The organism is Paenibacillus rhizosphaerae, assembly GCF_014192015.1.
GTDB classification, from domain to species: domain Bacteria; phylum Bacillota; class Bacilli; order Paenibacillales; family Paenibacillaceae; genus Paenibacillus_AQ; species Paenibacillus_AQ rhizosphaerae.
Genome location: NZ_JACHXJ010000007.1, coordinates 116,106 through 129,523, shown reverse-complemented (window position 1 = coordinate 129,523; position 13,418 = coordinate 116,106). Strand labels below are relative to the sequence as shown.

The following is a 13,418-nucleotide window of genomic DNA, read 5'->3' as shown; positions in this document are numbered from 1 at the left end:
GCCGGATTAATCCGGCTAAAACGCGTTCTGCAAGCGCTTTCCGTAAAATGTATGAAGGATCGCTTGGAAATGATGACTGATTTATTTTTTTAAATGTGCTGAAAAAAAGTTACTGAAATACTTCGACGGTCTGCCCTCCCCCGCCAAACAAAAAACGGTCCCTGCAAGGAGCAGGAACCGCTTTGCAAACCTGTATAAAATCGCGTCTTTCAAGCCTGAACCGGCTTGAAAGGTTATGCCGCGCTCTTGCGTGAAATCATGAACAGCGCCGCCCAGATCAGGATAAATCCAACCGCTTGTGTTGGCGTCACAGCCTGATGAAATACGATCCAGTTGATCAGCACGCTCACCATCGGAAAGCTTAGTTCCGCCAGCGTGGCGACCGATGCTTTCGTCGTCGTCAGGCCTTTATAGTACACCATCAAGCTGAACAGCCCCGGCAGAAGCGCCTGCCCCAGCATGTTGATCGACACCGCAGCCAGCGTTCCCCCGTCGGTATGCACCTGCCAAGCATCGCCCTGATTGATGGTAATCCCGATCAGCAAAGGCAGCGCCAGGATGAAACGCAGCGAAGTTACCGTCTCATACTCCATTTTTCCGACCATCAGACGCCCCATGACCGTGGAACCGCCCCACAGTGCCGCGGCGCCCAGCGAGAACAGGCTGCCGACCTTGACGAAATCATTCATATGCCCGAACGGAAACGTGAAGCCGAAGGTTAACAAATAGGTTCCGGCCAGCGCCACGATGAACAGCCAGGTGAAATGCTTCGGAAGCTTCTCGCGCAGCAGCAGTTTGGCCATGAGGATGGCGAAGATCGGCTGCAGCTTCTGCAGCAGAACGACCGCGTTCAAATTCCCGGAGGACAGCCCTTGCGTAAACAGGATCGTTGCAATGGCCGAGCCGCCCCACGACAAGAAGAGCAGCGCGCCGACATGGCGCAGCTTCAGGCCTGTCAACTCGCTCCGATGCTTCCACAGCATCGGTGCGACGAACAGCACCAGCAGAATATGCTCGATGAGCACAATTTGCGTTGCCGTCATATGTTCTTTGAGCAAAATGATCCGGAACAGCGGATCCGCTCCCCACAATGCTGCACCCAGCACAACCAGCCAAAAACCGGATTTGCTGCGTTCGGCCTTCCCGCTTGCCGCGGGCCGGACTTTGATGTTGCTGCTTACATTTTCCATACTCCAGTTCCCCTATCCCTGAATACGGAGTCAACATTGGAAAACCCCCGAGATCGACATCAATCGACACATCGGGGGTTGATCAAATAAGCTTGCGGAAATGTCAAAATTTCGCACATGCCTATTCTTTGATCTTCTCCCATCCGGACTTTACCGTCGGCCCTGGAGTTTCACCAGGTCAGTCGCAGCCTTACGGTTAAAGCTGCGAGTCGCGGGCTTGACGCCGTCTTCTCCAGAAGAAGAGACGCTCACCGCCGGTCAGGAATTTCACCTTACCCCGAAGATCCATATTCATTTATTTTTATTTTTTTCATGCAACTTACATTGTTTTCATCATTATAGCATAAATGTATCCAAAAGTGTTTCAGTTTTTTAATAGCTTTTTATTTCTACCGATTAAAAATTTGGATATGGATCTCAACATCAAAGGTTAGCGTCTGGCCCCGCGGCTGGCGCAGCAAGTGTGGGGTGCTGCAAACGAGTAAACGGGCGGCATCACTTATCGCTGCTCAAGCACCGATAGGATGACAGCCACCGCTTCAGCCCGCGTCGCGTGCGCGTTCGCGGCGAACAGGCTGCCTGATCTTCCATGCATCATTCCTTTTTCCACCGCCGAGGCGATATACGGCGTGGCCCAAGCCGGAATTTGACTGCGGTCGGCAAAATCCAAGCTCCCCGCGCCGCCCGGTGTACCCGCTCCGAGAGCCCTGACGGACATCGCCGCCATTTCGGCCCGGGTAATGAGCCGGCCTGGTCCAAACGTTCCGTCGGCATAACCGTTCATGATACCGCGCGAAACCGCATCCTGAACAGAGGACAGCGCCCAGGCCGGAATCTTCTTCGCGTCGGAAAAAGCCAGCGCCTGTGAGCCGGCCGTCTGGCCCACGGATACCGCTCGCATCATCATGCTGGCGAACTCCGCCCGGGTCACTTCCTTGTCCGGCTGAAACGTGCCGTCGGGATAACCGCTGACCCATCCCTGCTGGACCGCGTTCAGAATCGGCTGCTCCGCCCAGTGGCCGCGGATATCCCGGAAAGCGCCCGGCGTTCCTTCCGCTTTACCCGGCTGGACCGTGATTTCCGGCTTGACGGACATTTCGGATGAGTGGAGAGCGGAATCCACCAATTTGGCGCTCTCCACAGCCACCCGGGACGAAGCCGCCTGCAGCGCCGTAAACTCAATGACGGCGAGCTGGAGCTTGCCGCTGTCTCCGGTTGTTTTTCCTACTTTGGTGTGGGCCAGACGGATTTCGTTGTTATTGACTATCGGTTTGACCGAAAAGCCGGACGTTCCTGATGAGGCGGTGCGGAAACTCAGCTTCGCCGGGTCGAAACTGAGCGTCAGCTCATACGCATACAAGTCCTTCAGCTGCTCGCCGGTCACCGTGACCGTCACCTTGGAACCATTGGATGTTACCCCCAGTGACAAGAAAGGAGCCTCCGCAGCGGCGGCGGTTCCTGCAGCAGCCGAGGCGGCCGAGGCGGCTGCGGCAACCGGGAAGCTGCCGGCAGTTCGTATTCCAGAAGCCGCAGCGTTTGCGAGATTTCCTGATCCGATGAGTCCGACACAAATAGCTACAGCCCATGCGGCATAGCGGGTAGATTGGTTTCGAAGCATATGTCCAGCCCTCTTTCCATGAATTGAAAATCGCAGGAGCAGCCTGCACCGCTCCTGCGATTGTATCCTTTTCAAAGCAGTCGATTTCTAATGCTGCTGATAAACATATCCATTAGATGGTCTACTGTCCCGAAACTTTCTCTATCTCATTACTTCGCGTACCAGCTGCCGATGATCATCTGCGCCACCGCAGCCAGCGAACGGATCGAAATTTCGCCTTCGCTGAACAGGTCCGCCGGAGCAACGCGGCTCCAGTTCGGGTCCGTCAACTGGATGCCGTAATACTTGGCGAGGATGGACAAATCCTGCACCGTAATCTGCACCGCTCCAGGCACCAGCGTGATCAGCTTCTTCTGGAAGGCCGATACGGCGCTGCCGAGCGCCGCCGCAGCCGAATCCACCTGGTTTTGTGTCGAGGAAGAGCTGTCTTTGACTGCTTTCGCCGCCTGGATGGCCGATTGCAGCTCGGACTTGGCCGCAGCCGGATATTGGCCGATCTTATCGCCTGCGACCGCCCGGTCATAGATGCTCTGCGCGGAGGCAATCGCCGAAGAGAGGGCCGACTTGTCCACCGGAACCGAAGGAACCGGGATGACGGCGTTCTTGAACGTGCTGACGGCCGATTGAAGCGCAGCCACCGCATCGTCGACCGCCTTCTGCGTTGCAGCGGCATCGCCCGCCACGCGCTTGGCGTCGCTGATCGCCGACAGCAGGGCGGTCTTCGCCGATGCCGGGTACTGCCCCGGCTCCGTGCCCGTGACGGCTTGATCCGCCAGCTTCTGCGCTTCGCCGATGGCGGCAAGCAGCGCCGCCCGGTCGGCAGCGGCGATCTGGATCTGCAGCGCAGCGGAGTCCGTGTTCACCGGGCTCGAATTGCCGTCCGCCGAAATATCAAAGGCGGACACCGACACGGCTGCGCTTCCGGAGACGCCGGCTTTCAGCGTTCCACGGAGCTTCAGCAGCTCCCCTTCTTCCGAGACGGCGTTCTCCTGGCCGGTGCTGGCCATGATGATGCGGATCTCGCCTTGTTCCGGCTTCACCCCTGTGGCCAGCACACCAAATCCGGTGCGCGACGAGCTTACCGCGCCTTCTGCCAAGGCCAGCGTGCCGTCCGTATTCGCCGTGGTCGCAAATTCCAGCTTCGCCGGATCGTATTTGACGATCAGGTCCAGCGCCGTAAAAGCAAACGACGGCTTGGTAATGCCTACGCCCAAATCCACCTGCGATCCCGCAGAAGCCGTTGCCGGTCCGGTCAGCACGGCGGAGTCCGGCGCCTGCGTCCCTGCCGCTTCGACCGTGATGCTGACCTGAAGCGTATCGGTACCGCCCTTCCCGTCCTGAACCCGGAAGGAAGCCGTATAGCTGCCTTCCGCAGCCGGCGTCCACGTGAACTTGCCGGAAGCCGCATCAAAGGCCGCTCCCTCCGGCAGAGACACCGCCTCATAACTTACAACGTCTCCGTCCTCATCGATGGCGTACACCGAGAACGTCACCTGCTGCCCGGCTTTCACGGTCTGGGCGGGCACGTCGGCAAACGCCGGAGCGTGATTGTCTCCGGGAGCCGCAGCCGGACGGATGTCGCTTTCTTTCAGAAGCTTCAACTGGTAGGTGCCCTTAAAGATCGAAGAGATCCCGGTAATATCCACGGCCGTTCCTGCCGGATAGGCCTGCTTCAGCGCATCCATGCTGATGCCCGTCCGGCTGTCGACGCGGACACGGTTCGTCGTGCCGCCGCTGACGAGATCGAATTCCAGGGAGCCCGTGACGGTGGCGTAGTTTTGCACCGCCGCGTTTTTGATCGTGATCAGCTGCCCCTGATTGCCGTCATTGACCGCGGCCGCAGCCTGCGGAACCGGAGCCGGAATATCGGCTTGGTCGTCCAGCTTGGCCACCTGGACTTCATTGGCCAGCTCGACCTCGGTATTATAGACCAGCTTTTGGGCGGTCAGTTTAACCTTATCCCCAACATGGTAGCCTGTCGCTTTGCTCGGATACACATAGACACCGCCGGTGCCGTCCTGCATGTAAAATCCCGAGCCGCCAAAAACTCCCGGCTCCGACGTGACGACGCCCTGCACCGTAACGTAATCGTTGTCCGCCGCTTTACGCGCTTCCGCGATGGTTGTCAAATCGGGAATGGTAACGACGGGCGGCGTACCGCCGGCTCCGTAGGAGCCGGCTTTGTACGTCGTCGGATCATACCATTTGTACCCTGCTGCCGGCGTCGTCCACGGCTCGGTCCCTGGAATTTCGGCCGATGTGGCCGGTTCTTCCAGCTGGCCGAGCAGCGGCGTCGGCGCATCAAGCGTAATGCCCTGATTTTCGAATGTTGCGTAATCTTCATGGACCGCCAGCCATTGAACCGTCTGGACGAGGAAGGCGGCGTCCTGGGCTTCTCCCTTGAAGCCGTCGTAAGTCGTTTTCTTGCCGCCGTTGTCCTCGCGGACGTATCCCGGCGTGGGGTCCTCGACCGGCGAGGAGTCGCCGATGAATGCGGCTTTTCCTTGTTCCAGCTTGGAAATGGCAGCGAACGGTCCTTCGGCGATGCCGCCGTTTTTATAGACGCCTCCGTTCGGGAAGTTGGCCTTGTCGCTGTTCTCCACGGCATTGCCCCAGCCCGGCACATTTTCCGGGAGGTACACGACGCCTTTGACCCGGGTCGGATCCAGAATCGTCAGCGTGGAGCCGCTGTGCATCTCCACATCATTAACGCCTGCGGTAATACCAAAGGACTGATCATATTTCACCGCATCGGTTTTGGTGACGTCGCCGACCGAATTGAAGCGGAAGCGCACGCCGAAGTTCTGGCCGAGCCAGTCCGTGCTGGTCACGTCCTGCATCGCGCCCGATGCCGCTTCGGCGGTGGACATGCCCTTGGCCGGATGACCGAACGCCCCGCGCCGGTAGCCGTTCATCACTTCCGAGGAATCCCAGCGGTTCAGGTTCCGGTCGGAGTTATAATGGTCGGAGATGAAGAATATGCTGCCGCCTTCCTTGACATACGTCAGCATGGCGGCCTGCTCGGACGCCTTGAACGGAATGTTCGCTTCGCCGATAACAAAGACATCGTATTGCTTCAGCTTGCTCAGCGTAATAGCCGGCGCGTCAAAAGCATGCGAGTCCATCGGCAGCGTTCTTTGCAGCGCATCTACCTGGAAGCCCGCTTCCCTTAGTCCGTCGGCGAAGTCCGAAAACGCGCCGTCAATGACCCAGTCCGAAGCTCCGGCCGTCTGACCGTGCGTTTCGTCGAACAGCACCTGTTTCCCCGTGCCGTCCGGCAGCGTCGTCGGAACGCCGATATTTTCGCTGCCCGGATCCGCCGGGTTCGGCGTGCCTCCGCCGGGATTTCCTCCGGACTCCCCGTCCAGGGACATCGCAGTCGGGTTTTTGATTCCGGCCATGCCGCTGTATGCGGTCAATTGCCCGGTAACGGTCAGTTTTTTTCCCACGTTGGCGGGATTCGACTTGAGACCATACTGGGAGCGATAGGAAGCCGAGATCTGCACATCGATCATCTTGCTCTGTGTCTGCTCCCCGGGTGTATCGGCAATCAACACGTTGTAATCGTCCTGAAAGCCCGAATAAATCGGTTTGGAATTGTAAATTTCACCGACGATATAGCCTTCAACGGTCGCGGTCTCTCCGCTGTTGTTTTTGGCAAGAGCTTCGGCCACCGTGAGCGGAACCGCAGCCGCAGCCTGTGCGGGCATGTATCCCAAGGCGGCGGACAGCATCAGCATCCATGCCAGAAATAGACCTGTGAGTTTTTTCCTGCGGACGAAATACGGGTTGTCCATCTTGCGAACTCCTCCTTTACATTCCGGCAATTATGATTGCGGCTTCCTCAGGTTAACATCCCTTTATTATGGCTTGTTGCGGATTACGTAAAATATGGGGCAGCTGTGCAAATACACCGCGGTTGCTAAGGAAACCCTTCCTTACCTTGGATTTTATATGAGGCAGCAGAAGGGCGGGCAGTGCCGCAGTCCTCATTTTGGCGCAAAAAAAAAGAGAGACCTTTAGGCTTATGCCTGGGACTCTCCCCTCAACGGTTTTGTCATGCCCTGCCGTTATTTAACGAATTTTGGCTTCCGCTATACTGGACATGATCTTGTCCACTGTCTCCCCGGGCGTCAAGCTGGAGGAATCCAGCCACAAACCGATCCGGGGCGTTTCATCATGCAGCACGTGGTTTAAGGCGCCCACCGTCCAGGCTCCGTAGCCTTTTTTGGACCGCTGCGCTTCCCTCCGCTCGACGGCCTCGGAGCTGGGACACAGCACCACTAAATATACCGGGCGGCTCTGCAGGAAGGACAAAAAATCTTCCAGCACCCGGCCGACGATGACGTCCTGCACCACGACCGTAAACCCCGACTTGGCGTACGTATCCGCCGCCTGCGCGGCAAGCCGGTAGCGGAGCAGCAGCTGACCGAGCTCCTCTTCGGAAGCGCCTGGCTCGACCTCTTTCCGGTCGTTCACAATCATTCTCCGAAACAGATCGCCCCGAAGATGCACGGACCTATCGAGCTGCTCGGCGAGCAGCTGCGCTACCGTCGATTTGCCGCTGGCCATAATGCCGGTAATCACGATGACGGCAGGCTGCTGAACGGAATGGGTTGCCATGTACAATTCCCTCCTTGAATACGGTTATCCTATCATTATATATTTGGCATCCCGTATCTTCAGGGGATTTATTCCTCGAAATCAATCTTTCCCGGATTTCCGATCGCCGTATCGCGTTCCGGCGACCGCTGCCCCAAATCCAGACGAAAGATGCCGAAGCCCTGATCGTTCAGCCGGCCGGTAAAACGGATATGCGGATAATCAACGGCATATTTCACCGCGTCAGGCGAGGTCGTAAATGTGACGTTCACAGGCCCTTCCACCCGTCTAAAGCGCCAGCCAGGCTCCACCTCAGCCGGAATTTCGCCGCATGCCGTAATATAGTCAATCAGCACCTGGCGGCATTCATCCTCAGAATCGATGACCAGCTCCGCCTCCCGGATCCCGGGAAAATTGCCGCCGCCGAAGACCCGGTAGTTGCTCGAAATCACGATGAACTCCTGATCCGGATCCAGGGGAGCTCCTTGATAGCACAGATGAACGATCCTGCCGGCATTCGGGTCATTCAGACCGCCATCCAGCATATACTTGGCCGGCTGCGTCACGTCGACCTCGTACGTAATGCCGCTGATCACGTCGTAATTAAATACGGAAAACTGCGGATTGAGCAGCGGCTGTTCCTCCGAGGACAGCGGATCGATGCGATTGTACGCTCCCGCGGTCATTTCCAGCCATTCCTTAACGGCCCGGCTGGAAATTCGCACCCCTTTGATCGTATTGTCATACAGGTACAGCTCCGTCGCGCTTTTAATCGCTATCGGACCGGCCGGAATATCGGCATATTCCTTGGGGCCGTTGCGTCCCGCTTTAAACGGCGAGCCCACGGACAATACCGGCAGATGCTTCAGCTCCTCTGGCATAGAAGCCGCAATCATCCGCCGGGCGTACCATGTCTGGGCATGGTTGACGAGCTGAACGGAGGCGTCGTCCTGCACCAGGGAGAAATAGCTGTGCAGCGGGGCGTGAATGGTGCCGATCGGCTTATTGGCATAAGCGACGGTCGCCTCATGGTCCGGACGGAGGAGTTCGGCGATCCCAGCGTCCCGAAGCGACGGGTCACGGTCAGCATCCGCCTCCTTTTCCAAACGTCGGGCCGTTGATGTCCCCTGCACCACCTGCCATCTCCCCTGCCGAAATTGAAGCGACAGGTCGATCACGCCCAAATGCCCCCCGCCGAACCCGGCCTGCACGGCCGGAATGCCGTGAATTGTCCCCTTTTCCAGATTGATGTCCGGCAGGAGTTCACCGCTCTCATCCTTGAAGGAAGCATCGAGCAGATGGATGTCCGCAGGGAACACGTGATGCGTATGGGAAAAAGCAAGCGCATCAATGCCGGGGACCAGGCTGAGCGGATACACCGCATTCTCGGCATTGCAATCCGTCAGCGCCACCTTGCCGTCGAAACCCGTATGAGCCAGCGCCACGACCAGATCCGCGCCTTCCTCCTTCATTTTCGGAACCCATTCCAGCGCGGATAGCAGGATATCCTTCACCATCACCCGGCCTTCAAGATTAGCCTGGTCCCAGTCCATAATATGCGGCGGCACAAAGCCGATGAGTCCGATCCGGATCTCATGGGCCTGCCCTGCATCGTCCAGGCATCTTTTATCCAAAATGACATACGGCTTATACCTGTTCCGGCGGCATTGCTCAGGCTCAGGGCTCAGGCCTTCATCGAAATATACGTTGGCGTTAACATAGGGAAAATCCGCTCCCGCAATGACGTCGTCCAGCATGTCGAGTCCGTAGTTGAATTCATGATTGCCCAAGGTTGCCGCGTCATACCCCATCGCATTCATGACCCGGATCGCGGGGTGGACGTATGGCTCTTGTCCATGCTCCAAGGCGGCATATTTTTTAGCGGCATACGTTCCGAGCGGCGTTCCTTGAATCAAGTCTCCGTTATCCACGAGCAGCGTGTTCGGCACCTCATCCCTCGCGCTTGCAATCAGGGCGGCCGTCCGGACCAGCCCGATGGAGGCATCCGGTTGATCCCGGTAATAATCGTAATCCATCAGGCAGGCATGCACGTCCGTCGTCGACAAAATCCGCAGGTTGACCGTTCTATTGTTATCGGGGATGTTCCCGTTCACTATATTCATCGATGTCTCCTCTCCTCCGGGGCCGGCTCGAACAAGCCGGCACTTCCTGTTTTCCAGTATAACGGAAAAACATTAATTCCACGTAAACGTCCTTTCGGACCGGTTTCTACTTATTGGAAGTAGACCTTTCGCCTTAGGAAAACGCCGGACTATACGTTCCGAAGCACTAAATTTTTACAATCATTTACAAAAGACAACCTCTCCGTTAACCCTTATCCCCCGGAACGTGTGATAAGCTCTTTCCTGTCAGACGGGCTCCCCCCGCATCTGGCCAAATAGATGAATCAAGTGGAGAGGGGATCATCCATGTTTAAAAAAGTACTATCCATCAGCATGACCTTGGCTTTGGCGGCCAGTTTAGCGGCATGCGGTTCTAAAACGAGCGGGAGCGACTCGGGCAGCACCACCGCCTCATCGTCCTCAGGTACGGCGGAAGCGGCTGCTACGGCTTATGTGCCCAAAGAACTGAACGTGCAGTTCGTTCCTTCGCAGAACGCCGATACCCTGGAAGCCAAAACGAAGCCGCTGGAAAAGCTCCTCGGCGACCGTCTCGGCATTCCGGTTCATGTCACGGTTTCCCCGGACTATAACACGATCGTAGAAGCGATGGCTTCCAAGCAGGTGGACGTCGGCTTCCTGCCGCCGAACGCTTACGTATTGGCCCACGACAAAAAGAAAGCCGCCGACCTGCTGCTTCAGGCGCAGCGCTACGGCATTAAAGACGATACAGGTGAAGACACGACGGAAAAGGTCGATTTCTACAAAGCCATGATCGTTGTGAAAAAGGATTCTCCGATCCAAAGCCTTCAGGATTTGAAGGGCAAAAAGATCGGATGGCAGGACGTCACTTCCTCCGCCGGCTACGTGTTTCCTGCGGCTGAGCTGAAGAAGGAAGGCATCGACCCGGACAAGGATGTCCAAGGCGTGACGATCAAAGGCCATGATGCCGCCATTATGGCGCTCCTGAACGGTCAGGTTGATGCCGTCGCCGTATTCCAAGATGCGCGCAACACGGTGAAAAAGGACGTGCCGGACGTCTTTGAAAAGACCCGCGTCCTTCACTATACGGCCAAAATCCCGAACGATACCGTCAGCGTCCGCAACGACATGGACCAAAGCTGGAGAGACAAGATCAGCCAGGCGTTCATCGACATGACGAACGATGCGGAAGGTGCACAAATTATCAAGGACATTTACACGCATGTCGGCTATGCCCCAGGCGATGACAAGAACTTCGATCCGGTTCGCGAATACGCCGAAGCCGTCGGCCAAGAAATCAAGTAATTTCGAGCAATTCAATGTAGATACAATGAACCGGGCAGCACCGTCCATGGCTTCATGGCGGTGTTGTTTTCCCGTTTTATCCGAAAATATGACAGAAAGTTGGAATCCCATGATTGAATTCGATCACGTCTCCAAAGTGTATCCCAACGGAACGGTCGGGCTTCGCGACATCAATCTGACCATCAAGGAAGGTGAGCTTGTCGTCATCGTCGGCCTTTCCGGCGCCGGCAAGTCTACCTTTTTGCGCAGCATTAACCGGCTGAACGAAATTTCCTCCGGGGAAATCCGCGTCGGCGGACAATCCGTTACCCGCGCGGCCGGCCGCCAGCTTCGGCTGATCCGCCGCGACATCGGCATGGTGTTCCAAAATTTCAACCTGATCAAGCGCCAGAACGTGCTCAGCAACGTGCTGTCCGGCCGGGTCGGCTACCATTCGACGCTGCGGACGATGCTGGGCTGGTTCCCGAAGCCGGACGTCGCCATCGCGCTCGACGCCCTGAACCGCGTCAACATCCGTGAAAAAGCCTACGTGCGCGCCGACCAGCTGTCCGGCGGCCAGCAGCAGCGCGTCTCGATCGCCCGCGCGCTGGCGCAGGAGGCCCGGGTCATTCTGGCGGACGAGCCCGTCGCCTCGCTGGACCCGCTCACGACCCGCCAGGTCATGGACGACCTGAAGCGGATCAATCGCGAGATGAACATTACGACCGTGATCAACCTGCATTTTATCGACCTGGCCCGGGAGTATGCGACCCGGATCATCGGGCTGCGTGCCGGCGAGGTCGTCTTCGATGGTACTCCGGAGGAGGCGACGGACGAAGCGCTGGCTGAAATTTACGGGCGGCCGGTTCTCAAGGACGAGCTGCTGGGAGGCGTGTCATGAAGGCGGCGCCTCAGGCAGAGCCGCTGCAGCCGGCCTCCCTTCCCGGGATGGCGCCGCCGCCGAAATACAAACGGTACGCGGGGTGGATCGTCCTGATCGCGATCCTGATCGCCTGCTCGATCCGCACCGAGGTCACCCCCTACCAGCTCATCACCGGCCTGCCGCAAATGGGCAGCCTTCTGGCGGAAATGTTCCCGCCGGATTGGAGCTACCTGCCCACCATCTGGGCCCCGATGATGGAAACCGTACAGATCGCCGTGCTCGGTACCTCGCTCGGGGCGCTGCTGGCGATTCCGGTGGCGCTGCTGTCCGCGTCCAACCTGCGCGTCAGCCGCTCCGTCTCGCTGCCGGTACGGATGGTGCTGAACCTCGTCCGCACCATTCCGGATCTGCTGTTCGCGGCCATATTCGTCGCCGTGTTAGGCATCGGCCCGTTTGCAGGGATGCTGGCGCTCGTCTTTTTCTCCTTCGGCATTATCGCCAAGCTGACGTTCGAGGCGATCGAAGCGATCGACCCGGGGCCGCTGGAGGCGATGTCGGCCGTCGGCGGAAACCGGCTGCAGATCATCCGGTATGCCGTCATCCCGCAGGCATTGCCCTACTTTATGTCGTACTTGCTGTATACGTTTGAGGTGAACGTGCGTGCAGCCGCCGTGCTCGGGCTCGTCGGGGCGGGCGGCATCGGCCTTCTGCTCGACCGCTCCCTCGGCTTGTTCCGGTATGACCGCGCCTGCATCATCATCTTGCTGACACTCGTCATCGTTCTGATCATCGATTACGGCAGCGCGCTGATTCGGAGGAGATTATTATGAACCGTAGGACATCTTTGCCGCCGTCCGGCACGCCGGTTTCAGCCGGCTCGGCGCTTCGCTCCCGCATCCGCTTTGGACTGATCACACTGGTGGTCATTGCCGTCTACTGGTGGTCCATTCAGGGGATGCACTTTGAAGGGATCCAAGGGACAGCGGGTACCGTCTCCAAGTCTATCCTGACCGGCTTCCTGCACCCGGACTGGTCCTTTGTGTACATTCCGGACGGGGAGGACCTGCTGCGGGGACTGCTCGATACGCTCGTCATCTCCGTCCTCGGCACCGTCGTCGCTGCCGTCGTCTGCATTCCTTTCGCCTTCTGGGCTTCCAGCAATATGAGCCGCGGACTTGCGCTGTCCGGCAGCGGTAAGCTGGTCCTGAGCGTCATTCGGGTGTTCCCGGAGATTATCGTGGCGATTCTGTTCATCAAAGCCGTCGGCCCCGGCTCCTTTGCCGGCGTCCTCGCCTTGGGCATCCACTCCGTGGGCATGCTGGGCAAGCTCTACTCGGAGACGATCGAGAGCATCGACCGCGGGCCGCAGGAGGCCTTGATCGCGTCCGGGGCGAACCGGCTGCAGGTGCTCCGGTATGCGGTGCTGCCGCAGGTGATCCCGCAGTTCCTTTCGTACTCGCTGTACCGGTTCGAGATCAACATCCGCTCCGCTACGACCCTTGGTCTCGTCGGTGCCGGAGGCATCGGCACCCCGCTGATCTTCGCGCTGCAGGTGCGCAACTGGAACCGGGTGGGGATCATTTTGCTGGGGATCATCGTCCTGGTCATCCTGACGGACCTCGTTTCGGGATGGGTGCGGAGAAAAATTATCTAAACGGAATGAGTCGGGGCGTATGGCCGGCAGTTCTGGCAGTTTTGTTCAAGCTCATTCGCTGAATATTGCAGCTATTTTCTGTTTC

General features: G+C 58.0%; 9 protein-coding genes and 1 riboswitch. Of the genes, 4 read left to right on the top strand and 5 right to left on the bottom strand.

Going from position 1 to position 13,418, the window contains the following annotated elements; translation table 11 throughout:
- Window positions 1-233: 233 nt before the first annotated feature.
- The 5 genes from FHS19_RS30720 to FHS19_RS30700 form a co-directional block, all read right to left on the bottom strand.
- Complete coding sequence (locus tag FHS19_RS30720; protein WP_183586599.1) at window positions 234-1,190, bottom strand: DMT family transporter; 957 nt, start codon at window positions 1,188-1,190, stop codon at window positions 234-236.
- A gap of 127 nt (window positions 1,191-1,317) precedes the next feature.
- Window positions 1,318-1,479: riboswitch (FMN riboswitch) on the bottom strand.
- Between the two features lie 210 nt (window positions 1,480-1,689).
- Window positions 1,690-2,808 carry an S-layer homology domain-containing protein gene (locus FHS19_RS30715; RefSeq protein ID WP_183586597.1) on the bottom strand — a complete coding sequence of 373 codons (1,119 nt, stop codon included), beginning with the start codon at window positions 2,806-2,808 and terminating at the stop codon, window positions 1,690-1,692.
- Between the two features lie 149 nt (window positions 2,809-2,957).
- The gene (locus tag FHS19_RS30710) at window positions 2,958-6,605 is read right to left on the bottom strand and encodes a DUF6359 domain-containing protein (protein WP_183586595.1); all 3,648 of its coding nucleotides are present in this window, start codon (window positions 6,603-6,605) and stop codon (window positions 2,958-2,960) included.
- A 277-nt stretch (window positions 6,606-6,882) separates the two neighbouring features.
- On the bottom strand, window positions 6,883-7,431 hold the full coding sequence (locus tag FHS19_RS30705; protein ID WP_183586588.1) for an AAA family ATPase: 549 nt from the start codon (window positions 7,429-7,431) through the stop codon (window positions 6,883-6,885).
- 68 nt (window positions 7,432-7,499) lie between these two features.
- Window positions 7,500-9,533 (bottom strand): bifunctional 2',3'-cyclic-nucleotide 2'-phosphodiesterase/3'-nucleotidase, encoded by a 2,034-nt coding sequence (locus tag FHS19_RS30700; RefSeq protein ID WP_183586586.1) that lies wholly within the window; start codon window positions 9,531-9,533, stop codon window positions 7,500-7,502.
- A gap of 306 nt (window positions 9,534-9,839) precedes the next feature.
- Here FHS19_RS30700 and FHS19_RS30695 point away from each other — a divergent pair, with 306 nt between their 5' ends.
- The 4 genes from FHS19_RS30695 to phnE (FHS19_RS30680) all read left to right on the top strand — a co-directional run bounded on the left by FHS19_RS30695 (window position 9,840) and on the right by phnE (FHS19_RS30680) (window position 13,333).
- The gene (locus FHS19_RS30695; RefSeq protein ID WP_183586584.1) at window positions 9,840-10,817 is read left to right on the top strand and encodes a phosphate/phosphite/phosphonate ABC transporter substrate-binding protein; all 978 of its coding nucleotides are present in this window, start codon (window positions 9,840-9,842) and stop codon (window positions 10,815-10,817) included.
- 109 nt (window positions 10,818-10,926) lie between these two features.
- Window positions 10,927-11,697 (top strand): phosphonate ABC transporter ATP-binding protein, encoded by a 771-nt coding sequence (gene phnC / locus FHS19_RS30690; RefSeq protein ID WP_183586582.1) that lies wholly within the window; start codon window positions 10,927-10,929, stop codon window positions 11,695-11,697.
- Entirely contained in the window at window positions 11,694-12,509 is an 816-nt protein-coding gene (gene phnE / locus FHS19_RS30685) for a phosphonate ABC transporter, permease protein PhnE (RefSeq protein WP_183586580.1), read from the top strand. Before phnC ends, phnE (FHS19_RS30685) begins: the two co-directional genes overlap by 4 nt.
- The gene (gene phnE / locus FHS19_RS30680) at window positions 12,506-13,333 is read left to right on the top strand and encodes a phosphonate ABC transporter, permease protein PhnE (protein ID WP_183586578.1); all 828 of its coding nucleotides are present in this window, start codon (window positions 12,506-12,508) and stop codon (window positions 13,331-13,333) included. Before phnE (FHS19_RS30685) ends, phnE (FHS19_RS30680) begins: the two co-directional genes overlap by 4 nt.
- The last annotated feature ends 85 nt before the right edge of the window (window positions 13,334-13,418 follow it).

Coding starts and splice junctions, on each gene's coding strand:
- FHS19_RS30720 (WP_183586599.1), bottom strand. CDS start 1,190: ATGGAAAATGTAAGCAGCAACATCAAAGTCCGGCCCGCGGCAAGCGGG.
- FHS19_RS30715 (WP_183586597.1), bottom strand. CDS start 2,808: ATGCTTCGAAACCAATCTACCCGCTATGCCGCATGGGCTGTAGCTATT.
- FHS19_RS30710 (WP_183586595.1), bottom strand. CDS start 6,605: ATGGACAACCCGTATTTCGTCCGCAGGAAAAAACTCACAGGTCTATTT.
- FHS19_RS30705 (WP_183586588.1), bottom strand. CDS start 7,431: ATGGCAACCCATTCCGTTCAGCAGCCTGCCGTCATCGTGATTACCGGC.
- FHS19_RS30700 (WP_183586586.1), bottom strand. CDS start 9,533: ATGAATATAGTGAACGGGAACATCCCCGATAACAATAGAACGGTCAAC.
- FHS19_RS30695 (WP_183586584.1), top strand. CDS start 9,840: ATGTTTAAAAAAGTACTATCCATCAGCATGACCTTGGCTTTGGCGGCC.
- phnC (WP_183586582.1), top strand. CDS start 10,927: ATGATTGAATTCGATCACGTCTCCAAAGTGTATCCCAACGGAACGGTC.
- phnE (WP_183586580.1), top strand. CDS start 11,694: ATGAAGGCGGCGCCTCAGGCAGAGCCGCTGCAGCCGGCCTCCCTTCCC.
- phnE (WP_183586578.1), top strand. CDS start 12,506: ATGAACCGTAGGACATCTTTGCCGCCGTCCGGCACGCCGGTTTCAGCC.